General features: G+C 39.0%; 24 protein-coding genes. All 24 read right to left on the bottom strand.

Annotated elements, in window-relative coordinates; all coding sequences use genetic code 11:
• Nucleotides 1-4: 4 nt before the first annotated feature.
• The 24 genes from yqfC to N7Z68_RS10780 all read right to left on the bottom strand — a co-directional run bounded on the left by yqfC (nucleotide 5) and on the right by N7Z68_RS10780 (nucleotide 22,127).
• Complete coding sequence (gene yqfC / locus N7Z68_RS10895) at nucleotides 5-289, bottom strand: sporulation protein YqfC (RefSeq protein ID WP_216830094.1); 285 nt, start codon at nucleotides 287-289, stop codon at nucleotides 5-7.
• Between the two features lie 255 nt (nucleotides 290-544).
• Nucleotides 545-1,075, bottom strand: coding sequence for a YqfB family membrane protein (locus tag N7Z68_RS10890; protein WP_275118508.1), 531 nt, complete (start codon nucleotides 1,073-1,075; stop codon nucleotides 545-547).
• Between the two features lie 23 nt (nucleotides 1,076-1,098).
• Nucleotides 1,099-2,097: a flotillin-like protein FloA gene (gene floA / locus N7Z68_RS10885; RefSeq protein ID WP_275118507.1), complete on the bottom strand. Its 999-nt coding sequence runs from the start codon at nucleotides 2,095-2,097 to the stop codon at nucleotides 1,099-1,101.
• Between the two features lie 2 nt (nucleotides 2,098-2,099).
• The gene (locus N7Z68_RS10880) at nucleotides 2,100-3,452 is read right to left on the bottom strand and encodes an NfeD family protein (protein ID WP_275118506.1); all 1,353 of its coding nucleotides are present in this window, start codon (nucleotides 3,450-3,452) and stop codon (nucleotides 2,100-2,102) included.
• Nucleotides 3,453-3,728: 276 nt separating this feature from the next.
• On the bottom strand, nucleotides 3,729-4,172 hold the full coding sequence (locus N7Z68_RS10875; protein ID WP_275118505.1) for a GatB/YqeY domain-containing protein: 444 nt from the start codon (nucleotides 4,170-4,172) through the stop codon (nucleotides 3,729-3,731).
• 22 nt (nucleotides 4,173-4,194) lie between these two features.
• The gene (gene rpsU, locus N7Z68_RS10870; RefSeq protein WP_003323311.1) at nucleotides 4,195-4,368 is read right to left on the bottom strand and encodes a 30S ribosomal protein S21; all 174 of its coding nucleotides are present in this window, start codon (nucleotides 4,366-4,368) and stop codon (nucleotides 4,195-4,197) included.
• A gap of 93 nt (nucleotides 4,369-4,461) precedes the next feature.
• Entirely contained in the window at nucleotides 4,462-5,670 is a 1,209-nt protein-coding gene (locus tag N7Z68_RS10865; protein WP_275118504.1) for an ABC transporter substrate-binding protein, read from the bottom strand.
• A gap of 123 nt (nucleotides 5,671-5,793) precedes the next feature.
• Entirely contained in the window at nucleotides 5,794-6,501 is a 708-nt protein-coding gene (locus tag N7Z68_RS10860; RefSeq protein WP_275118503.1) for an ABC transporter ATP-binding protein, read from the bottom strand.
• A complete protein-coding gene (locus N7Z68_RS10855; protein ID WP_275118502.1) occupies nucleotides 6,473-7,258 on the bottom strand; it encodes an ABC transporter ATP-binding protein in 786 nt (261 codons plus the stop codon). The genes N7Z68_RS10860 and N7Z68_RS10855 overlap by 29 nt, the downstream gene beginning before the upstream one ends.
• A gap of 14 nt (nucleotides 7,259-7,272) precedes the next feature.
• Complete coding sequence (locus N7Z68_RS10850; protein WP_275118501.1) at nucleotides 7,273-8,265, bottom strand: branched-chain amino acid ABC transporter permease; 993 nt, start codon at nucleotides 8,263-8,265, stop codon at nucleotides 7,273-7,275.
• Nucleotides 8,265-9,128 (bottom strand): branched-chain amino acid ABC transporter permease, encoded by an 864-nt coding sequence (locus tag N7Z68_RS10845; RefSeq protein ID WP_275118500.1) that lies wholly within the window; start codon nucleotides 9,126-9,128, stop codon nucleotides 8,265-8,267. The genes N7Z68_RS10850 and N7Z68_RS10845 overlap by 1 nt, the downstream gene beginning before the upstream one ends.
• 255 nt (nucleotides 9,129-9,383) lie before the next feature.
• Nucleotides 9,384-10,367 carry a quinone oxidoreductase family protein gene (locus N7Z68_RS10840; RefSeq protein WP_275118499.1) on the bottom strand — a complete coding sequence of 328 codons (984 nt, stop codon included), beginning with the start codon at nucleotides 10,365-10,367 and terminating at the stop codon, nucleotides 9,384-9,386.
• Between the two features lie 26 nt (nucleotides 10,368-10,393).
• Complete coding sequence (locus tag N7Z68_RS10835; RefSeq protein ID WP_275118498.1) at nucleotides 10,394-11,173, bottom strand: enoyl-CoA hydratase/isomerase family protein; 780 nt, start codon at nucleotides 11,171-11,173, stop codon at nucleotides 10,394-10,396.
• A gap of 14 nt (nucleotides 11,174-11,187) precedes the next feature.
• Entirely contained in the window at nucleotides 11,188-11,952 is a 765-nt protein-coding gene (locus N7Z68_RS10830) for an SDR family NAD(P)-dependent oxidoreductase (RefSeq protein WP_275118497.1), read from the bottom strand.
• 18 nt (nucleotides 11,953-11,970) lie between these two features.
• A complete protein-coding gene (locus tag N7Z68_RS10825; RefSeq protein WP_275118496.1) occupies nucleotides 11,971-13,746 on the bottom strand; it encodes an acyl-CoA dehydrogenase FadE in 1,776 nt (591 codons plus the stop codon).
• 3 nt (nucleotides 13,747-13,749) lie between these two features.
• Nucleotides 13,750-14,484, bottom strand: a complete 735-nt coding sequence (locus N7Z68_RS10820) for a 2-phosphosulfolactate phosphatase (protein ID WP_275118495.1) — start codon at nucleotides 14,482-14,484, stop codon at nucleotides 13,750-13,752.
• A gap of 19 nt (nucleotides 14,485-14,503) precedes the next feature.
• Nucleotides 14,504-15,571 (bottom strand): phosphotransferase family protein, encoded by a 1,068-nt coding sequence (locus N7Z68_RS10815; RefSeq protein ID WP_275118494.1) that lies wholly within the window; start codon nucleotides 15,569-15,571, stop codon nucleotides 14,504-14,506.
• A 52-nt stretch (nucleotides 15,572-15,623) separates the two neighbouring features.
• Nucleotides 15,624-16,031: an acyl-CoA thioesterase gene (locus tag N7Z68_RS10810; protein WP_275118493.1), complete on the bottom strand. Its 408-nt coding sequence runs from the start codon at nucleotides 16,029-16,031 to the stop codon at nucleotides 15,624-15,626.
• 104 nt (nucleotides 16,032-16,135) lie between these two features.
• Nucleotides 16,136-16,915 (bottom strand): enoyl-CoA hydratase, encoded by a 780-nt coding sequence (locus N7Z68_RS10805; RefSeq protein ID WP_275118492.1) that lies wholly within the window; start codon nucleotides 16,913-16,915, stop codon nucleotides 16,136-16,138.
• Nucleotides 16,915-17,799: a 3-hydroxyacyl-CoA dehydrogenase family protein gene (locus N7Z68_RS10800; protein WP_275118491.1), complete on the bottom strand. Its 885-nt coding sequence runs from the start codon at nucleotides 17,797-17,799 to the stop codon at nucleotides 16,915-16,917. Before N7Z68_RS10800 ends, N7Z68_RS10805 begins: the two co-directional genes overlap by 1 nt.
• Nucleotides 17,800-17,875: 76 nt before the next feature.
• Complete coding sequence (locus tag N7Z68_RS10795; protein WP_275118490.1) at nucleotides 17,876-18,442, bottom strand: TetR/AcrR family transcriptional regulator; 567 nt, start codon at nucleotides 18,440-18,442, stop codon at nucleotides 17,876-17,878.
• 86 nt (nucleotides 18,443-18,528) lie between these two features.
• Nucleotides 18,529-20,145 carry a long-chain-fatty-acid--CoA ligase gene (locus N7Z68_RS10790; RefSeq protein ID WP_275118489.1) on the bottom strand — a complete coding sequence of 539 codons (1,617 nt, stop codon included), beginning with the start codon at nucleotides 20,143-20,145 and terminating at the stop codon, nucleotides 18,529-18,531.
• A 22-nt stretch (nucleotides 20,146-20,167) separates the two neighbouring features.
• Entirely contained in the window at nucleotides 20,168-20,920 is a 753-nt protein-coding gene (locus N7Z68_RS10785; RefSeq protein WP_275118589.1) for an SDR family NAD(P)-dependent oxidoreductase, read from the bottom strand.
• A gap of 31 nt (nucleotides 20,921-20,951) precedes the next feature.
• Nucleotides 20,952-22,127: a thiolase family protein gene (locus N7Z68_RS10780; protein ID WP_275118488.1), complete on the bottom strand. Its 1,176-nt coding sequence runs from the start codon at nucleotides 22,125-22,127 to the stop codon at nucleotides 20,952-20,954.

Raw genomic sequence — 22,127 nt, 5'->3', positions numbered from 1 at the left:
TGATCTATTCATTAATAAATAAGACTTTATCGATCTTTCCTTCTAATAGGAGTTCTTCAGGCAGTATCGTCTTGATGACAAATTGTTCTCCTTTGATTAAGAGCTGACCTTGAGACAATAATAAACGGATCTCTTCATTAGAAAATTGAAGGACACCGCGATGATTTTCAATATAAATATGAATTTGTCCTATCATTGTAATACGGGGTAAATCCATCATTACATCAGGTGGTAGCTCCATCTGGTCGGTAAGAAATTTCTTCACTTGTTGTCGCCACTTTTTCATCAGAGAACCTCCTCTCCTCTCATTTTTATGACAGGAAGAGATTGACTATCACTATAAAGTGAAACTTTTTTAAGTAGGGGCCTTCACCTCTCACTGAAGATTAGTTGAACCAATCGGGTTGTTACTGGTACTTACCTCCCACTGATCCTTCATTATGTCTTAAGGCTTAATGCGGTAGTCTTGGCGTCAGTTAAACCCGATAAAATCAAAAAAAACAAGGCTAAGAATTTACTTAACCTTGTTTTTAACCTAATCATATTATCTTTTATTGGAATAGGAACGCATCGCTCGAGGCTTACCCAGGATTTCGGTCCAAATAATTCCTTTCATAGCCTCTTCTTGAGAAATGTTCTGGAAATCAAGATCTAACTTCGTTCGTTTTTTTCCTATTTCATTTTTCATAATCGGTGAATCCGAAATGGCAGATTGGGTGCTAATCTCTGCATGCTTTAACTTCTTACGCTTTTCTTCTAACTGATCACGTAATTTCTCCATTTCTGTTCGTCGATCTTTGGCGGCAGTATCCACCTCTTGTCGAATCGGCTCAAAAGACGGTTCAAACGATGGTTCAACATCTCTTGCTACAGTAGGTTGAGGTTTATCCCTTTCGTCAGGAGCCTGTTCTTGACGGAAAATTTCTTTCCAGTCAATTTCTTGTTCCCTTTGTGGTTTTTTGCCTTGCTCTGCTTCTTTTCTTGCTTCTGCTTGCCGGCTGAAGAAATTCCACAATGCACCCAAGATAAGGATAACGAAAAAGATATTCCCAAATAGGAAATCAAGAATATTCAATGTTAACTCCTCCTTTTAGAGGATTATTTACCATACTTTTTATCATCGTCACTATCGTTGGTTGCTTTACCAATGGAGTCTCTCATATCCGTATCAGCCATAATGTTTTGATAGTTGACATAGTCCATAACACCCATATTACCGCTGCGGAGTGCTTCAGAAAGAGCCATTGGAACTTCTGCTTCAGCTTCTACAACTTTTGCTCTCATTTCTTCAACTTTCGCTTTCATCTCTTGTTCTTTCGCTACAGCCATTGCACGACGTTCTTCTGCTTTAGCTTGTGCAATTTTCTTATCTGCTTCTGCTTGGTCTGTTTGTAGTTCAGCACCGATATTTTTACCGATATCAATGTCAGCAATATCGATCGAAAGAATTTCAAACGCAGTACCTGCATCTAAACCTTTCGTTAATACAGTTTGAGAAATCATATCTGGATTTTCAAGTACTTTTTTATGATTTACAGCAGAACCGATTGTGGATACAATCCCTTCACCGACACGGGCAATAACTGTATCTTCACCAGCACCCCCGACTAGACGATCGATATTAGCTCGAACTGTAATACGCGCTTTCGCTTTCACTTCAATCCCGTCCATCGCAACACCTGCAATAAATGGTGTTTCAATAACTTTCGGGTTTACACTCATTTGTACAGCCTCTAGTACATCACGACCTGCTAAATCGATCGCAGCTGCTCTTTCAAAGCTAAGATCAATATTAGCACGTTGTGCAGCAATTAATGCATTAACAACGCGGTCAACATTACCACCCGCTAAATAGTGACCCTCTAATTTACTTGTGTTTAAATCAAGACCTGCTTTTACTGCCTTAATTAACGGATTTACAACTCGCGCCGGAATAACTCGACGGAGCCTCATTCCGACTAATTCAAATATACCGATTTTTACTCCAGCAGCTAATGCGGAAATCCATAGCATGACTGGAACAAATGTAAATAATACCGCTAATGCAACAATAATTAAACCTAAAATAATGAGAATGAAAATATCTCCTTGTGGCATTCTTATTCCTCCCTTTGTGATTGTTTTTTAGCTTCTCTTACAACGATACGAGAACCAGAGGTATATACTACCTCTACTTCCTTACCTTGTTCAATATACCCTCCCTCAGAAACAACGTCAAGACGGTCATTGCCGAACAGCGCCATTCCAGAAGGTCGTAATGGGGTGATCGCTTCTCCTACTTGACCTATTAGTTCGTTTCTAGTCACATTTGAAATATAGCCTTCTTCGGTTGTTGTGGCACCAGTAAAGACGATTTTCTTCATAGGACCACGGTAACCAAAGTATTTAAAGATCAGAATGGATACGATCGTTGTAATGATAACCGCAATTAATAATGAAATTAAAATATTCACTGTGGAGTACGAGGCCAAAATCATACTTCCTATGATGGAACCAATCCCTAGTACACCAAATATTCCAAACCCTGGGACAAATATTTCAATGAGAATTAAAACAATTCCTGCTCCAAAAAGGATGACAGATTCCAATCCTGCAAATCCAGCAAATAGATGTCCAAAAAAGAAAAGTAATAATGCTGAAATTCCCATAATTCCTGGAACACCAAATCCTGGGGAATATAGTTCGAGCACAAGTCCTAAACTGCCAATCGATAATAGAATAGGTATAACAACCGGATGTGTAACAAAACGAGCAACCTGTTCCGCAAAACTGATTTCCATATCCTTTTCAATGGCGTTTTCCAGCTGTAAAAATTCAAGTAATTCTGCACGATTGCTAGCTAACGCATCAGCATAACCTACTTCTAATGCATCTCCTGATAGTAACGTAAGAATTCTACCCTTTTCGGCATTGAACTCAGGTAAATCAACAGTATTATCTGCCATCGCTCTTGCATAAAGAGGATCACGACCATTTAATTTAGCTGATTCTTCCATCTCAGCAATCCAATACGATTGCATCTTTTCTTCAGCGGCATTACCTGCTGCGTCAATAACACTAGCTGAGCCCATCAATGATCCTGGCGCCATTACAATTTGATCTGCATTAAGTGCAATATATGCCCCCGCCGAAATAGCATCTTTTACCACATAAGCTGTAATGGGGATATCAGTCTCTCTTAACAACCTAGCAATGTTTCCAGCGGCATCAACCGCGCCTCCTGGAGTATCAATTTCCAGAACGATATGATCTGCGCCTTCTTCAATGGCTGCCTCTATCGAACGTTTCATAAACGCCTCTAGCCCTCGCTCCACTGCCTGTTCAACAGGAATGTAATAAACAATTGGTTGTGATGTCGGGGTTTGACTATGTACAAAGAATTGTAGTGGTATAAGACAGAAAGCAGTGACCATTAAAAATAGATAAAACCTAATAAGTAGCTTTCTCCTCAATCTTAAGCCCCCCTTTCTTAGATTATATTTGTTGTTATTACATATACGTTATTAGTATATCAAGGTTTCACTTTTTTAACGAATAATTAGACATGAATTTAATAAAGGAATCTAAAATAGAAACTTGAAGAAGCAATATGCGCGATACAGAAAGTAAAAAAAAGAAAAAAATGGTGCCAGGTACCTTTAAGAGGTACCTGGCACCATTAAAAAAAAACCATTTAGAATGATAACTCAAAAAGAGCCCTGTATAAATACAAGGCTCTTTTCTAGCTTTTATGATAAATGCTGTTTAACAAGACGGTTAACAAGACCGCCATCAGCTTTGCCTTTTACCTTTGGCATGATTGCTCCCATAACTTTTCCAAAATCCGCTGTTGAAGCAGCACCCACTTCAGAAATTGTCTCTTGAACAATTTGAGTGACTTCCTCTTCAGAAAGCTGTTCTGGTAAGTATTGCTGGAGAACTTCAATTTCTCCGTGCAACTTTGAAGCTAAATCATCACGGTTGGCTTTTTCAAACTCATGGAGGGATTCCCTGCGTTGCTTGAGTTCGCGGTTTAGTACCGTAAGTGTTTCATCTTCAGAAAGCTCACGTCCAAGTTTGATTTGTTCGTTCTGCAACGAAGATTTCACCATACGAATAACAGAGAGCTTTTCCTTCTCTTTGCTTTTCATCGCTGCCTTCATATCATCAGTAAGACGATCTAGAAGATTCAATCGATACACCCTCTCTTACGAATTAGAACTTACGCTTTCTTGCTGCCTCAGATTTTTTCTTACGCTTTACACTAGGCTTTTCATAGTGCTTACGCTTTTTCACTTCAGCCAATGTACCTTCTTTTGAAAGTGATCTCTTGAAGCGACGAAGAGCAGCATCGATCGATTCATTTTTGCGAACACGAGTTTCTGCCATTTTATTTCCCTCCCTCCGAAACAACCAACTAGCGACTTCAAAAAAACAAGTCTTTTTTGATTATAATACAATAGATTGTATCGGTCAACCTTATTATTCGATAATAATTACTTCGCCGTTTTCAACATAACCGATTGAAGGTAACCAATCGAAGCCTTGACCATCCATTCCAGTTAAGTGCCATACCATCTTGTCTTCCGGAAGGGCTTTAATTCCTGCATCTAAGCTTGCCATAATTGCATTGGCATCGTCTACAGTTCCAGCAGCTTTCATAGCTTCTACAAGGACATAAAGAGCTTGATAGTTAAAAGCACCTTCTGCAGTTGGAATTCGGCCAAATTCAGCTTCATAATTGCTTACAAAGTCAGAAGCTCCTCCAGCGTCACTATCAATGATCGGTAAAGCACCGATTGCGCCTTCTAACATTTCATAACCTTCAAGGATTGGTGCCATTTCTTCTAATTTCGCTTGGTCCATAACCATAAATCCACCTTCAAATCCTAACTCACGAGCTTGTTTGATAATTAGAGCAGTCGGTTGAGAAGGACCACCTACAAATAGAACGTCTGGTTTTTGAGCAAGTGCATTTGTAACGATTGTAAAGAAGTCAGTATCTTTACTGAAGTCAACCTCACCTTTAAATACAACTTCACCGCCATGCTCTTCCCAAACAGGAACCATTGCTTCCGTCCAGTCTTTACCATATTGTGTCGCTGTAGGAAGTAAAGCTAATTTCTTTCCGAAACGCTCATGTGAATACAATGTAAATGCTTCAGGGTATACCGTATACGCAGGCGGAATTCGGAATGTCAAAGAATTATCTTGCTCAAGGATCGATGGTTCACTTGTGTAAGCTGCAATTAAGAACTCTTCTTGCTCATTAAATACTTGTGTTGCAAACACCCCGCCGCTATGTGGAACAAAAATAACTGGTGCGTTATGTTCTTGAACAATACGACGTGCATTGGTACCTGATTCGTTTGGTGCATACATATCATCTAAAGTAACTAAGTTAATTTTATATGTTTGACCGTTTACTTCAAAACCAGTTTCGTTTATTTCATCAGCTGCCATACGTAATCCACTAACTGTATTTTCACCATAGAATGCGGCTGGTCCACTTAGTGGTCCAGTGTATCCAATAGAAATGATTTGTTCCTCATCACTAACTTCAGGTGCAGCCTCTCCATCATTACTATTGCTAGCAGGTTCTGATGTTGAGTTCGAATTACCGCATGCTGCAACAAATAACATTAATCCAAATAGTAAGCAAGCTAAAATCCATTGTTTTCCTTTTTTCATCTCATAAATCCCCCTTAAATTAATGAATTCATTTCAACCCAAACAAAATATTCAAACATAACTCCCCTCAATTACTTCACATCACCTCCTAAAATTTGATAGTTTATTAAGTTCTGTAATCCATTAAGCGCCAATATACGCTTTTCTAATTTCATCGTTATTAAACAGTTCTTCTTTTGAACCACTCATTACGATCTTGCCGCTTTCAATGACATATCCACGAGTGGAGATCGATAATGCAGCACTCGCATTTTGTTCGGCAAGTAAAACAGTGACACCGTTTTCATTAATTTGTTTGATAATTCCAAACATTTGTTCGACAATAAGTGGTGCAAGTCCAAGTGATGGTTCATCTAGCATTAACAATTTCGGTTTAGCCATCAACGCTCTCCCAATGGCAACCATTTGTTGTTGACCGCCACTTAACGAACCTGCAGGATCATCTTTCTTATCACGTAGAATTGGAAATAAATCATACACTTCTTCAAGTGATTTCTTCATCCCATTTTTGTCTTTTCTATGGACGAACCCGCCCATTTTCAAGTTTTCATAGACTGACATTTGCGGAAACAACATTCTGCCTTCAGCACATTGAACGACACCGCTAGCCACCATTTTGTCAGGAGATACCCCTATTACTTTATTGCCGTTAAAAAGATATTCACCTTTAACCGGCTTTACTAGTCCGCTTATCGCTTTAAATAGTGTACTTTTCCCTGCTCCATTGGCGCCAAGCAAGACGACTAATTCACCTTGCTCTACATTTAAAGAGATGTCTCTTAACGCTTCAAATTTCCCGTAATTAACTGTTAAGTTGGTGAGCTTTAGCATCGATACTCCCTCCTAAATATGCTTCTATAACTAATTGATTGTTTCGAATTTCTTCTGGAGTACCCTCTGCAATCTTTTTACCATGGTTTAGAACGACCACTTTGTCAGCTAGTGACATAACCATAGGCATCTTGTGTTCAATTAAACAAACTGTAATCCCACGATCAACCATTTTTTTCATTAACTCCGCCAGACCATCTGTTTCATCTGGATTTACACCTGCTGCTGGTTCATCTAACAAAATTAATTCAGGATCAGTTGCTAACGCTAATGCAAAAGCGACACGTTTTTTCTCTTCTTGAGTAATAGAAGAAATCGGATATTGAGCTAGGTGTGTAAGTCCTACAAACTCTAAGCACTCCATCGCCTTATCTAGACACTTTTGTTCTTCTAATTTCTCCCTTTTTGTTCGAAAAATGGCATCAAATAAACCAGATTTCGTTCGTAAGCGATGACCAACGATAACATTATCAATGACAGTCGCTTGTTCAAATAAGTGAGTCGTTTGGAACGTTCTGCCGATTCCTAGGCGTGCCACTTTTTCCGCCGGAAGCGTCGTAATATCTTCACCTTTGTAAGTAATTTTTCCTGATGTCGGTAAATGGAAGCCGCTAATTAAATTAAAGAACGTCGATTTACCAGCACCGTTAGGCCCAATAACAGCTGTAATTTTTCCTTTTTCGATTTCTAAATCAACTTGATTGACTGCTGTGAGTCCACCAAATGATTTGGTTAGTTGCTCAATTTTTAATAACAATGTTCTTGCACCTCCTATGCTGATTTTTGCTGCTTACTTGCTGTACCATTCACTTTTGCTTGTTTTTGTTTTCTCTTAAACTTCCACATTAAGTATCCACCAACGATCCCACGTGGGTAGAAAAGAATAAGTAGAACAACAATTGGTCCGAAAATAAGCATTCGAAATTCCTCTAAGAATTGAAGCATTTGAGTTAAGACAACTACAATGAATGTGCCTAAAATTGGACCAGTTAACGTTCCAATTCCGCCAACTAGCAAGTACAGAAGAATTTCAAAGGCAACATGGACATCAGAAACTTGTGGACCTATAAAACGAATGTATGACGCATACAAAGCACCAGCCATACCTGCAAAGGCTGCAGAAATCACAAAGGCGATTAACTTGTTTTTCATTACAGAAATTCCTAAGGTTTGAGCAAGTTCATCACTATTTCGGATCGCTACAAACGTTCTTCCAATTAGTGATCTCACCATTCGTCTCATAAAGATAATAGTTAGTACTAAGAAGAATAAGACTAAATAATATTGAGACTGCATAGAATTAAAAGTGATAGGTCCTAAATCTGGCGGATTTGGAATACCGATAAGACCTCTAACTCCGCCTGTAAATTCTGCTTTATAAATAATTAGATAGATTAAGAACCCGACCGACATTGTATAGATCGCAAAGAAGTGTGACTTTGTACGAAGGGCAACTAAGCCAACTAAAAGACCAATTGCTGCTGCTAAAATAATAGCGAACACAAAGGCTACCCAGAAATACATGTTCCCTTTAACAGTGAGAAGACCTAATGAATAGGCTCCAATTGCAAAGAACCCGGCATGTGCTAAAGATAGTTGGCCTATAAAACCAGTAATTGTGTTTAAACCATATACAGCAATTGACCAAATAAAGACAAGGATCATAACTTGAATGTAATAGTTATTTTGAATAACTAACGGGAATGCAATTGCGACCAAGAGCAAAAGGAGCAGTGTATTTCTTTCATTAAAGAGCGATTTCATTAATGAACCCCCTTCGCAAAAATTCCAGTTGGTTTAAATGTTAAGATGATAACTAGAAGTACAAAAGCGATGATATCTTTATAATCTGCTGAAATATACGTTGCACCCAGGCTCTCAGCAATCCCTAGTATGTATCCACCAAGTATTGCCCCTGGAATACTTCCCATCCCACCGAGGATTATAATAACGAAAGCTTTCATAATTACTAAGTTCCCCATACTAGGAAATACTAGATTAATAGGAGCAGCTAACGATGCTGCGATTGCTGCAAAAGCACCAGCGATTGCAAATGTTAGCATGGCTACTTTATTAGCGTTAATTCCTACAAGGAAGGCACCATCACGATTTTGAGACATCGCTACAATGGCAGCCCCAGTCATTGTACGAGTTAAGAATAAATGTAATAAGATCATCAGCACTACTGCTGCAATAATAATAAGTACCCTTTGAAATGTAACTGTTAGACCAAACAAATTAACAGTGTCACCATATGGAGTGAACATTCTTTGGTATTCTGTCCCCCATAAATATTGAGCAAATGACTCAAGGAAGAAAAGTATACCAATGGCTGCGATCATTAATGATAATGGGTCAGCAGTCCCTAGTTTACTAAAGACCAAACGCTCAGTTAAGATTGATAATAAAGCAATTACTAGAGCGGAAATTGCGATTGCTACCCAATAATGAACCCCGAGTGCCGTCATTACTGTCAATGTCACATACGCCCCTACCATATAAAAGGCCCCATGTGCAAAGTTTGGAACATGTAAAATACCAAAAACTAGTGTTAACCCTAGAGCCACAAGACTGTAAACGCTTCCAGTTGTGAGTCCATTTAATAGCTGTTGAAAAAATAATTCCAACTTGGTCTACCCCCTTTTAATTTTTCTATATACTAACCGGTTAGTATATAAGTAACAACCATCATACTTACCGGTTAGTATCATTAAGGATAATTATACTAAATGTTTTGAAAATTTGTAAACTAGTATTTTAAAAAGAAGGGATTAGACGACAAAACTTGTTCTAATCCCTTCTTTTGCGACAGGTTAATGCTCTTATTTAAGACAATTTACTACAAATATAAACAGAACTTTACTGCATTTTTCTTCCAATTCCTATGGTACTAGTATCAGTTTACCGCTCGTTTGTCTACCTTGCATCAGCTCATGTACTTTTGCTGCTTGATCTAATGGATATGTGCCGCCAATTTGCAGCTTCAATTGACCCGATTGGATATATTGTAACAGTTCAATTAAGCTTTGTTTATACAGTTCTGGCTTTCTCATCATTTGTGGCAAGAAAAAGCCAATAACCGACTGATTTTTCGCCATTAAAGACGAAGGATAGAGTTTACTTTGTTGACCACTTGCCACACCGTAAACAACTAATCTACCAAACGGTGCCAGGCACGCAAGAGTCTTGTAAAAAATGTCGCCTCCGGCCATTTCAAGTGCTACATCGACACCATTACCATCTGTATGTTCAAGAACTTTCTGTTCCCAGCCTTCTTCCGTATAATTAATTAGAACATCCGCACCAAGGTCTTTTGCTAGAGCTAATTTCTCATCATTACTCGCAGTAGCAATTACCTTACCAGCTCCCATAAGTTTAGCTAACTGTACGGCAATCGTACCTACTCCTCCTGCTGCAGCATGAACTAATACCGTCTCTCCTTCTTCTAGACGTCCCATCGATTTAATGATGTGGTAGGCACTTAACCCTTGAAGTGGTAAAGCAACCGCTAGATTAAAATCAACACCATCAGGAATAGGAATTAATCCACGTTCATCAGCAATCGTATATTCAGCGTACCCTGTTGATTTTTTTGTTCCTAATAAAGTTACGACAGACATTCCTACTTTTACATTCTTAACTTCATCTCCAACCTCAGTAATAACACCAGCTACTTCAGCCCCTGGAACATATGGCAGAGGAGTTGGAACAACATACTGCCCTTCTCTTCTAGCTGTATCTGCATAATTAACCCCGATTGCTTTAATCTCAATTAATACTTCTTTACCTACAGGTTTTGGCTTTTCTAGTTCTACCATTTCTAATACTTCTGGACCACCATATTTGCTAAATTGGATTGCTCTCATTATTTACACGCTCCTACTTTTTCTAGTTATTTTCCTGTAAATTTGGCTTTTCTTTTTTCTACAAAGGCTTGAACACCCTCTAAATGATCTTCGGTTGTAACCATTAATGTTTGTGTAATCTGTTCACGCTTTAATACATCTTCTAGTGTCATATTTACTGATTCGTCTACGATTGTCTTCATTAATCCAATGGCTCTTGTCGGTCCATTGGCTAATTGTTTTGCAAATACTCCAACTGTACTCTCTAATTCTTCGACTGGGACAATTTCATTCACTAGACCCCAGTCTTTTGCTTTTGCCGCTTCTAATGGTTTAGCGCTAAATAGTAACTCCTTTGCTCGATACGGCCCAAGAACTTTTGGCAGGAAAAATAGACCACCACCGTCAGAAATGAGCCCTACTTGTGCAAAACTAAGTACGAATTTACTATCATCGGAAGCTAAGATTAAATCACAAGCTAAAGCTAAGTTAAATCCAGCACCAGCGGCAAAACCATGAACGGCTGCGACGACAGGTTTTTCTAACGATTTAATTTCTAGGATTAGTTCATTTAGCTTTCCAATGTGTTCATATACTTGAACACCTTGTGCCTTTCCCATCGTTTTGACATCACCGCCAGAACTAAATGCACGGCCTGCTCCGTTAATAACGACAACTTTCACATCTTGATTTTCCTTTGCTTCTTTAATAGAGTTCATTAATCCTGTAATCATTTCTGGACTAAAGGCATTTAGCGCTTCAGGGCGATTTAAAGTAAGTCTCATTACACCTGCTTCAATATGAGTTAATAAATGTTGATTTTCCATTCGATTTCCTCCTTTTAGGTAATAAGCCAACCACCGTCAACTAATACATCAGAACCCGTCATATAACTTGCTTCTCTTGAAGCGACAAACGTAATAACATTTGCAATTTCCTCAGCGTTCCCAACTCTCTTCAAAGCTGTATTTCTTCTAATTGCAGCTGTAAAATGTTCATTTTCTAAGCCTTTTTCAGTTAAAGGGGTTTCTATAAACCCAGGTGAAACTGAATTGACTCGAATATGATGCGGGGCTAATTCATTGGCAAGAGCTCTAGTAAAATTAATAACTCCTGCTTTTGCTGCACTATAATGAGGGATTTTAGCTCCTGCTTTATAGCCTGATAATGAAGCTACATTTACAATCGATCCTTGTTGTACGTTTGAGTCAATCATTACCTTGCCTAGTTGCTTTGATACGAGAAAAACACTCTTTAAATTCGTATCCTGTGTTCGCTCCCATTCTTCTACATCCATTTCTAAAATCGAAGAAGACCCTGACCCTCCTGCATTATTAACTACAACATCAAGACGACCAAAAGTATCTTGAACAAATTGAGCTAATTTCATAACATCTTCTTCTTTTGTCACATCAGTAGGAAAAGGAGTAGCAGTTCCTTCTCCAAACGATGCGTTGATTTCTTTTGCTACATCATTTAGTTTCGATTCTGTACGACCAACAAGAACCACTCTGGCTCCTTCTTTTGCAAAACGAACAGCCGCTTCTTTTCCTATGCCGCTGCCTGCACCTGTAACAACACAAACTTGCCCATCAAATCGTGACATCTCATCTCCTCCAAATGCTTAACATGTATACTGACCGCTTTCATTGGCATACGACGCAATTTCGCGGAATCTAGCTACTCTATTTTCCATGCGGTAAGAACCAAGTTGGTTCGTAATAAGTGAAAGAAGACCGTCGCTTTCGGTTGAAGCTTCTAGCCCGCCGATGAATTCTCTTGCTAAGGTTTGAACTTTTAATAATGCTTCTTCTGTGACTAATTTCGCCAGTTGTTCTTTTAATCTTTCTTTGTCAGAGCCATTTCTTTCTAACGCTTTCTGAGATCGTAACACCGCTGACTCAGCAGCAAATAATTCAATTCCAATATCCGCTAACTTCATCACTAGCTCTTGTTCGTTGTCTAATTTGGCCCCAAACTTCTGATAAGCCAGCCCAGCTAAAGCTAAATACGTATCTCGAATAGATTGGACCGCTTGACGTTCTGCTAAGAGCTCTCCGCCCTCAACCGTCGCAGCACCTGTCTTTAGTCTTTCAATAGCTTGATTAACAGCTTCTAAAGCTGGCAATTCACCTTTTGTTGCTTTTTTGAAGAAAATTCCTGGAACAAGTAAGCGGTTAATTTCATTCGTACCCTCAAAAATTCGGTTAATCCGTGAGTCACGATACGCCTGTTCAATTCGATATTCTTTAATAAAGCCTGCACCACCATGTAGTTGCAATGACTCATCAACAACATAATCTAATGTTTCAGAACCATAAACTTTACAAATGGCACATTCTAAGGCAAACTCCATTAATCGCTGCGATACAAGACCTTTATCTTCCGTATCGTATACGCCGTCCAATGCACTTTCTAATAAGTCAGCTGTGCGATACTGCAATGTCTCAGCGGCATAGATACGAGCAGCCATTTTAGCTACTTTTTCTTTAGTTGCTCCAAATTCTGCAATTCTTTTTCCAAATTGCTTTCTCTCATTCGTATGAGTAATCCCTAATGCTAAAGCTGATTTTGCCCCACCCATACAAGCTGAACCTAAATTGAAACGACCTAAATTTAATACATTTAATGCAATGACATGTCCTTTTCCAATTTCTCCAAGTACGTTTTCAACTGGAACACGACAATCTTCAAAAATGACAGAACGAGTAGAAGATCCTTTAATCCCCATTTTCTTTTCTTCTGGACCTAAAGATAAACCTGGGAAATCTTTTTCTACTATAAATGCAGTAAACTTATCTCCATCGACTTTCGCATAAACGATAAACGTTTGCGAGAAGACGGCATTTGTTATATAGAGTTTCGTGCCATTTAAAAGATAATGAGTTCCTTCCTCATTCAATGTTGCAGTTGTTTTAGCAGCTAACGCGTCTGACCCTGAAGAAGGCTCTGTTAAACAGTACGCACCTAAATATTCACCTGAAGCCATTTTAGGCAAATATTTCTCTTTTTGCTCCTTCGTTCCAAAGTACGTAATCGGCAAGGTAGCAATACACGTGTGATTGGAATGAGCGACCCCATAACCTCCTGATTTGCCCACAATTTCACCGACAAGTCCTTTACTGACTTTATCAAGTCCTAATCCACCATAAGCTTCAGGAATACTGTGCGCTAGAAGACCCAAATCACCAGCTTGTTGAAGAAGAGATACAATTTTTTCGATATCTTGATTTTCAATTGCTTCATTATGAGGTTCTACTTCTTTTTCAATAAATTGTCTAGCTGTTTGACCAATCATTTTCTGTTCATCGGTAAAGTCTTCTGGAGTAAATAGGTCATTCGCTTCTAATGATGAGATAAGAAAGCTTCCGCCTTTTGCTTTCATTTGTGTTTCTCCCATTCTTTATTCCTCCTTGACTACTCTCTTATTTTTTTGATCATACACGGCAACAATCGGTAAAATATCTTGGCTGGCAACAAAGTCTATTTCTTCCTCACAATCAAAATGTATGAGCATTTGTCCTACATATGAATCTTTTAAGACGTTCTTTCCTTGTTCTTTATAAGCCGAGAAAAATAATTTTGCCGCTCTAGCCGAGTCAGTAAGTTCCCAGTTAGACTCATCATCAGCTAGTAAATGGTCAATGATACAACCTGCTCCATAGAAATCTTCCAAGCAAAATTCGTTAGAAGAACCTGAGCAAATAATAACAATCGTCTCATCCGGATGACGCTCGTTGATCACATCAGCAATCGATTTACAATTGAGTAACGATGAGATATAGATGTGTTCAGCTGGTGATGCTTTATGAATAGCTACTGTGCCATTTGTCGTTGAAAGAATAACGTTTTTTCCTTTAACTTGATCTCGAATCATGACCGGATTGGGAACAAGAAAGCCGTCGATAGCTCTTCCTTCATATTCCCCAACTAAAACATCATCATCGTTATTTCTCTCGTTTGCTGCTTTTTTTGCCTCTTCTTGGTCCATTACAGGAATGACACAGTTTGCTCCATAATGTATCGATGCTGTAATAGTTGATGTAGCTAGTAGAACATCAAATACGATCGCAATTTTACCTTCTACCTTTTCCTTGCTTACTTCTTCTTTTTTTAAAACGACATGAATTTTACTCATGTACACCACCTCATTTGGACTAGAACGGTTCTTTTGAAACCGTTAGCCCGTGATGAATTAAACTCGCAACAGTATAGTTAAACTTCGAGAAACGGGCGTCATTCGTTTGGCCTTTTTTATATCGATAGTAGATTTGCTGGGCAATAACAGCTAGTTTGAAATACGCGAAAGTAAGGTAGTAATGAACATCGGACACATCACGTCCGCTTCTTTTCGCATAAGCTTCGACCATTTCACTTCTTGTCATAAATCCAGGAAGGACGGTAACTGGCGGTTTGCCAAAACCAATCTTTAGCAGATCTGGATCAGTATCTTCAATCCAATATCCTAAAGCAACGCCCAAATCAGCGAGCGGATCACCAACTGTTGTCATCTCCCAGTCAAACAGACCAACAATCTTGGTTATATCATCATGAGCAAACATTGAATTATTTAGTTTAAAATCATAATGAATAACAGATGGATCTGGTGACGTTGGAACGTTATTGGCTAACCAATTCGTAAGCTCTTCTACTCCTTTTACTTCATCGGTTTTTGCTTTGTGATATCTGCCAATCCAGCCGTTTACCTGGCGTTCGAGGAAACCTTCGGGACGACTCATTTCTAATAGTCTAGTAGAACGATAATCTACGCTGTGCAAATCTACTAAAGTATTGATCATCGTCTCGGAAATACTTCTGCAAATCTCAGGAGTCACTTCAATATTCGCTGGGAATTCCGTATCAATGACGACCCCATGACGACGCTCCATAATAAAAAACGGACGGCCTATTACATCTTCATCTTCACAGAATACGATCGGTTTAGGCGCAACTGGAAAAAGCGGATGAAGTTCCTTTAAAATGTGATACTCACGCTGCATATCATGAGCTTTAGGGGCTACCGGTCCTAGAGGCGGACGGCGAAGTACTGCCTCCCACGGGCCAGCCTTTAAGGCATACGTCAAATTAGAATGCCCTGAAGGAAATTGTTCAATTTCTAGAGGATGTGCTTCAAGTTCTTCAACATAACCTCTTAAGTATGTCTCTAATTGCTTTTGATTTAATTCCTCGCCTTGGCGAACTGGAATTGTATCTTTATAACTCATCCTAAGCCCTCCTTTTTCAAGAAAATTCAGTTTTTAAATTAGACAACTTTCTTTAAGATGGAGTACTTATCGAAAATTGGTTTAACTTTTCTTTTATTGGTTCGGGTATCGGCTTACTCTTTTGGTCTTCAAAATCAAAGTAAACAACGATTGCTTTTCCTTTTGCAATTAATTGTTGATGACGATTATAGATGTGATGAGACACTTCAAAACTAGAATTACCTACATGTTCAACAGACGTAGCTACTGTCAATATTTCATCAAAGTAAGCCTGATTCACAAAGTCACAGCCTGTATGCGCTAAGATAAAATTCCAGCTTTTCATATCCATCTCTGAAGTAAATAATTTAAAAAATTCCACTCGTGCTTCTTCTAAGTAAATAAAATAGCTTATGTTACTAACATGGCCTAAGCCGTCTGTTTCACAAGCCCGCACCTTCACTTGTATTTCATGTTTCATGAACGAGCCCCCTTCTTTTTCATACTATTTAATACTTATTGGTAAGCTTCTGAGGGTACATAAGAGGTGAAAAATTTCACCTCTTTACTAATCCAATTTAATTATTACTTATGAGTAAACACTGGACGTCTTTTTTCGATAAAGGCTTGAACGCCTTCACGGACATCTTCTGTTTGGAAGACTTCAGCAAAAAGCTCAGCTTCTCGCTCAATCCCTGCATTAAATTCCATATTGGTTCCCTCATCCACTGCTTTTTTAATTCTTGAAAGGGCTTGAAGAGAATAACCGCTGATTTTTTTAGCTACAGCCATTGCTGCTTCCATCCCGCTTCCGCTAGGGACTACTTTATTGACTAAGCCAATTTTCTCTGCTTCTTCGGCAGTAATTGGATCACCGATGAACATCAATTCTTTAGCTTTTGCTTCTCCAACTAAGCGTGGTAAACGTTGTGTACCGCCGCCTCCTGGGAAAATACCGAGTTTAATTTCAGGTAAACCTAATTGGCTGTGCTCTTCAGCAATTCTTAAATCACAAGTTAAAGCTAACTCAGCCCCGCCGCCAAATGTGAGACCATTTAATACAGCGATTGTCGGCTTTGGTAAGAAGTCGATATGGTTAAGCACTTCATGTGTTTTCATCACATTTTCTTTCATATTTGGTTGGCCAATGGATTGAGGGAACTCTTTGATATCTGCTCCAGCCATAAATGCTTTGTTTCCGGCACCTGTTAAAATGACAGTAACTACTTCATCATCACTCTCAATAGCTGTAAAAACTTCATTTAATTCTGTAACCACTTGTTGACTAAGTACGTTTAGTGGCGGGTTATCGATTGTTACAATTCCAATACCAGCCTCTTTTTTTAATGATACTAATTGTCCCATTATTTCTTCACCCCTGCTTTTTCATAATCATACCAGCCCTTACCTGTTTTTCTTCCTAACTCACCGGCTTTTACTTTTTCTTCAATACATTTTGCAGGCTTATCTTTTGGATCACCAGTTTCCTTATAGTGCTGCTGTTGAGCAAAGTACCCTACATCAATTCCTGATAAATCCATTAACTCGAACGGTCCTAAAGGATGGTTTAATGATTTTTTCGTAATAATATCGATATCTTTGAAGTCACAAATTCCTTCTTCATAAAGTTTAATAGCTTCCGCATGAAGAGCAAATAATAGACGGTTGGCAACAAAGCCCCAAATCTCTTTTTTAAGTAAAACAGCTGTACGGTTAATTTGCTTACATACATCCATAGTAATTTGCGCTGTTTCTTCAGATGTTTGATCACTCATAACCACTTCTACACAGTCCATAACTAGAGGCGGGAAGAAGAAATGCATATTACACACTTTTTCCGGTCTTGAAGTGACGTCTGCAATACTAGAGTTAACAATCGTTGAACTGTTTGTTGCTAAAATAGCATGCGGCGGCGTTAAACGATCCAGTTTTTCAAACAGCTCTCTTTTCACATCAAGCTTTTCGACAACTGCTTCAATAACAAAATCTGCATTAACAGAAGCTTCTTCTAAGCTCGTCGTAACGTTTAATCTAGCAAATGCTTGGTCTAAAGCTTCTTGGCTGATCTTACCTTTGCTCACCCATTTACTCATTTGGTACTGTAGACTTTCTTTCGCTTTTTGCAGTGCACCTTCCTGAATATCTTGCAACGTGGTTTGATATCCACCTAAAGCACAAAGCATTGCAATTTGATGCCCCATTGAACCTGCACCTATAACCGTAATATTTTTAATATCGTTTACATTCATCTTCTGTTCCTCCTTTTATACTGACCGTTTAGTATGTTATTGATATAATAACTCCCAAAAAGGGAGATTATCTTTACTATTCAGCTTTTATTCCATTAAGGACTAGATCGATATATATTTTTGCAACTGTGGTATCAGATAATGGACCATCTGGGTCAAACCAATGATAACTCCAGTTCACCATTCCTAAGATCCCTAGTGCAGCAATGTGTGAGTCTAGATCTTTTCGGAATTCACCTTTCTCCATACCCAATTCAATTAACTCTTGAAACTTAATTCGGAATTCATCGCGTTTTTCAAATATTTGTGAAAGGTGACCATCAGAAAGATTTTGCATTTCTCGAAAGAAGATTTTTGCACTCTTTCCTTGGACTTCAATATTTTTCATTAACATACAGATGATCTCATAGATCTTTTCTTGATAATTCCGGTTAGGATCTTGAATAATAGCGTCTTGTTTCGCCAATATATCATTTATAAAGCGTAAATGAATTTCCATCAAGATTTGTTCTTTGCTCGTAAAATAATAATAAAATGTACCTTTTGTCACACCTAGTGCATCCACAATATGTTGAATGGATGTCTCTGAAAATCCATTTTCACCAAAAAGGTCTATACTTTTTTCAAAAATTTTATCTTTCATTGGCCTTAACCTCACCATCTCTCTTTATTCAATTTCCCATTATAGCATACTATGTGTCACTTCCCTTCATACATGATCTAGTATTTTTATGACATTTTCTTATCTTCTTGATGTTCTTCGCGAAGTGTCCGTCTTAAAATTTTTCCAACACTCGTTTTCGGAAGCTCATCACGGAATTCTATAATTTTGGGAACTTTATAAGCAGCAAGGTTTTTCTGACAATACTTCATCATTTCTTGTTCATCTGCGGTCTTTCCTTGTTTTAATACAATAACGGCCTTTACGGTTTCCCCGCGATACGGATCTGGTACACCAATAACGACGGCTTCTTGTACTGCTTCATGTTCATATAATACTTCTTCAATATCTCTTGGATAAATATTAAATCCGCTGGCAATGATCATATCTTTTTTACGATCGACAATATATAGGTACCCTTCTTCATCTACTTTTCCGATATCGCCCGTATACAACCAACCATTACGTAATGTATGCTCTGTTTCTTCAGGCATATTCCAATACCCTTTCATTACTTGAGGTCCCCGGATGATCACTTCACCTGTTTCCCCGGCAGGAACTTCTTCTGTCCCTGATGCAACATCGACGATCTTATACTCAGTTGATGGTATACCAATACCTACACTGCCGGGTTTTCGTTTGGAAAACATCGGATTGACATGTGTAGTCGGTGCTGTTTCAGATAAGCCATAGCCTTCAAGAATTTTTGCTCCTGTCTTAGCTTCAAAGTCTTTCATCAGTTCAATTGGCATCGGTGCACTACCACTGTTACAAATCCGGATACTGTCAATTCCATAGTCTTGGGCGTTCGGATGGTTCGTTATCGCAACGTACATCGTTGGAACCCCAGGGAATGTAGTCGGCTTTTCTTTTTTAATCGTCTCGAGGACTTCTTGTAAATCAAAGCGCGGAAATAAGATATTTGTTGCCGCTGTATAAATAGCTAAATTCATACAAGACGTCATCCCAAATACATGAAACAATGGAATAACGGTCAACGTTCGTTCTTTTCCTACTTCAAAATCATTTTTAAAAAATTCATAGACTTGCTCTAGGTTGGCCATTAAATTACGATGCGTCAACATGGCCCCTTTGGAACGGCCGGTTGTTCCCCCTGTATATTGTAGTACGGCAACATCTTGTTCAGGATCAAATTTAGGAGGAGTAAAGCTTTTTGCTGTGCCAAGAAATTGTTCAAAGCTGAGATCTTCCTCTAGTGATGGTGGCTCACCAAAGCTGACAACAATCACATTCTTTACCTTCGTTTGCTCTTGTACTGCTTTAAAACGAGGATATAACGCATCAAAGACTACGATTGTTTCTGCACCAGAATCAATTAAAATATGAGCTAATTCTCGTTCTACAAGCATTGGATTAACTTGGGTCACAATAGCTCCAGCTGTCAAAATCCCGTAATAGGAAATGACAAATTGAGGACAGTTTGGCAGCATAATAGCTACTCTGTCATCTTTGTTAACACCAGCTCCTTGTAACGCAGAAGCAAATGCTTGTGATAATTGTGCTAACTTTTCATATGTCATTTCATTTCCATAAAACGTTAAGGCAATATGTTGCGGGTATTTTTGAGTCGTTTCTTTTAAGATATCCGGTATCGTTTTTACCGGGATATCTACCGTTGTTTTAATTTCATCTGGATATTGATTGAGCCAAACTTTCTCCATCACTTTACTCCTCCTCAACCCTGATTTAATATGTGAGACCGCCGCCATCAACCATCATCGTTGACCCTGTAACGAACGATGCTTCATCTGATGCTAAAAATAATACGACGTTGGCCACTTCTTCCGGCTTCCCTAAGCGTCTCAAAGCATTTGCTTTAGAGATAATTCCCCACTTCCACTCATCTTCTTTCCAGTTATTAATGATAGGTGTATCTATCACTCCTGGTCCTATTGCATTTACACGGATATTTTTTGTACCAAACTCCAGAGCTGCATTTTTCGTCAGCGTAATCACGCCGCCCTTGGCAGCATTGTATGGACCTTGGTACCTCATTCCTTTAATTCCAAGAACACTTGATGTATTGATGATCGACCCGCCGTTACCTTTTTCCATATATGGAATGGCATGCTTCATACCGAGGTAAACACCCTTTAAGTTAATATTTACGACTTGATCCCACTCATCGGTTTCGATTTCGGTAATTTTTAATTGTTGATTTCCAACCCCTGCATTGTTAAAGACAACATCAATGGATCCATATCGTTCAAAAGTAGTTGCCATTAATGCTTTTACATCTTCTTCATTCGAAACGTCAGCTTTATGGAAGTGTGCTTCTCCACCTTTTTGTACAATATCAGAAACAGTCGCTTTTCCTGCTTCTTCATTGACATCAGAAACAACGATCTTAGCTCCTTCTTCAGCTAAGCGAAGAGCAGTGGCACGGCCAATGCCACTACTACCCCCTGTTACAACCGCTACTTTATCTTTAACTCTCATCATTAGCACCCCGATCCTTGTTCATTAACAATTACACTTCTCGTTCAATTAATGTAGCAATCCCTTGGCCACCGCCGATACAAGCCGTAATTATTGCTCTTCTAGCATTTCTGCGCTCAAGCTCATATACAGCTTTTGTCGTCAGGATCGCTCCTGTTGCACCAAGCGGGTGACCATGTGCAATTGCTCCACCGTTTACGTTAAGCTTTGCTAAGTCAATTTCTAGCTCGCGGTTACAAGCAATCACTTGGGCTGCGAAAGCTTCATTCAATTCCACTAGATCGATATCATCCATTGTCAAACCAGCTTTATTTAATAGTTTACGAGTTGCAGGTACTGGTCCAATCCCCATAATATTCGGGTCAACACCACTAACTGTGTACTCTCTTACAACCGCTAACGGTTTTAAACCTAACTCCTCTGCTTTTTCACGAGACATGAGAACGAGAGCACTAGCAGCATCATTTAACCCTGAACTGCTTCCTGCTGTTACCGTTCCATCTTTTAGGAAGGCTGGTGGAAGCTTCTGTAATCCTTCAAGTGTTGTAGACGGACGCGGATGCTCGTCGACAGCAACACGGATCGGCTCGCCTTTTCGAACTGGAATATCGACAGGAACGATTTGTTCGTTGTAATAACCGGCTTCCATTGCAGTAGCCATTCGTTGCTGACTCATTAAAGCGTATTCATCTTGCTCTTCACGAGAAATAGAATACTTGTTAGCTAAGTTTTCAGCTGTAATTCCCATTGGCGGGTCACCAATTTCTTTCGGTGATAATTGAGCTGATCTAAATTTTGGAGGCATCATGCTGTATGGTTTTGTTGGACGGTCCATTAAATAAGGTGCTCGACTCATACTCTCAGTTCCACCAGCGACAAAAATATCACCGTCGCCTGCTTTGATTGCTTGAGCTGCTAGGTTAATTGCATTCATTCCTGAACCACACTGTCTATCCACCGTTACCCCAGGAATTTCTTGTGACAATCCTGTTTGTAAAGCAGTTAAGCGAGCAATATTTCCGCCGCCGCTTAGTACATTTCCAAATATAACGTCTTCGACCATTTCTGCTGACACATTGGCTCTTTTCAATGCTTCCTTAATCACAACAGCTCCATATTCGTGAGCTTGAAGTGTTGCAAAAGCACCTCCTTGTCTTGCAATTGCCGTACGTACCGCTGAAACAATAACAGCATCTCTTTTAGACAT

This window comes from Alkalihalobacterium chitinilyticum, from assembly GCF_029028005.1.
Lineage (GTDB): Bacteria > Bacillota > Bacilli > Bacillales > Bacillaceae_F > Alkalihalobacterium > Alkalihalobacterium chitinilyticum.
This window is presented reverse-complemented; position numbering and strand designations above follow the sequence as displayed.

Bases quoted from the DNA above. Each gene is read 5' to 3' on its own strand.
- N7Z68_RS10840 (WP_275118499.1), bottom strand. From the start codon at position 10,367: ATGAGAGCAATCCAATTTAGCAAATATGGTGGTCCAGAAGTATTAGAA.
- N7Z68_RS10830 (WP_275118497.1), bottom strand. From the start codon at position 11,952: ATGTCACGATTTGATGGGCAAGTTTGTGTTGTTACAGGTGCAGGCAGC.
- N7Z68_RS10850 (WP_275118501.1), bottom strand. From the start codon at position 8,265: ATGAAATCGCTCTTTAATGAAAGAAATACACTGCTCCTTTTGCTCTTG.
- N7Z68_RS10780 (WP_275118488.1), bottom strand. From the start codon at position 22,127: ATGTCTAAAAGAGATGCTGTTATTGTTTCAGCGGTACGTACGGCAATT.
- N7Z68_RS10825 (WP_275118496.1), bottom strand. From the start codon at position 13,746: ATGGGAGAAACACAAATGAAAGCAAAAGGCGGAAGCTTTCTTATCTCA.
- N7Z68_RS10785 (WP_275118589.1), bottom strand. From the start codon at position 20,920: ATGAGAGTTAAAGATAAAGTAGCGGTTGTAACAGGGGGTAGTAGTGGC.
- N7Z68_RS10835 (WP_275118498.1), bottom strand. From the start codon at position 11,173: ATGGAAAATCAACATTTATTAACTCATATTGAAGCAGGTGTAATGAGA.
- N7Z68_RS10820 (WP_275118495.1), bottom strand. From the start codon at position 14,484: ATGAGTAAAATTCATGTCGTTTTAAAAAAAGAAGAAGTAAGCAAGGAA.
- N7Z68_RS10800 (WP_275118491.1), bottom strand. From the start codon at position 17,799: ATGAATGTAAACGATATTAAAAATATTACGGTTATAGGTGCAGGTTCA.
- rpsU (WP_003323311.1), bottom strand. From the start codon at position 4,368: ATGGCAGAAACTCGTGTTCGCAAAAATGAATCGATCGATGCTGCTCTT.
- N7Z68_RS10865 (WP_275118504.1), bottom strand. From the start codon at position 5,670: ATGAAAAAAGGAAAACAATGGATTTTAGCTTGCTTACTATTTGGATTA.
- floA (WP_275118507.1), bottom strand. From the start codon at position 2,097: ATGCCACAAGGAGATATTTTCATTCTCATTATTTTAGGTTTAATTATT.
- N7Z68_RS10815 (WP_275118494.1), bottom strand. From the start codon at position 15,571: ATGAGTTATAAAGATACAATTCCAGTTCGCCAAGGCGAGGAATTAAAT.
- N7Z68_RS10810 (WP_275118493.1), bottom strand. From the start codon at position 16,031: ATGAAACATGAAATACAAGTGAAGGTGCGGGCTTGTGAAACAGACGGC.
- N7Z68_RS10795 (WP_275118490.1), bottom strand. From the start codon at position 18,442: ATGAAAGATAAAATTTTTGAAAAAAGTATAGACCTTTTTGGTGAAAAT.
- N7Z68_RS10860 (WP_275118503.1), bottom strand. From the start codon at position 6,501: ATGCTAAAGCTCACCAACTTAACAGTTAATTACGGGAAATTTGAAGCG.
- N7Z68_RS10805 (WP_275118492.1), bottom strand. From the start codon at position 16,915: ATGGGACAATTAGTATCATTAAAAAAAGAGGCTGGTATTGGAATTGTA.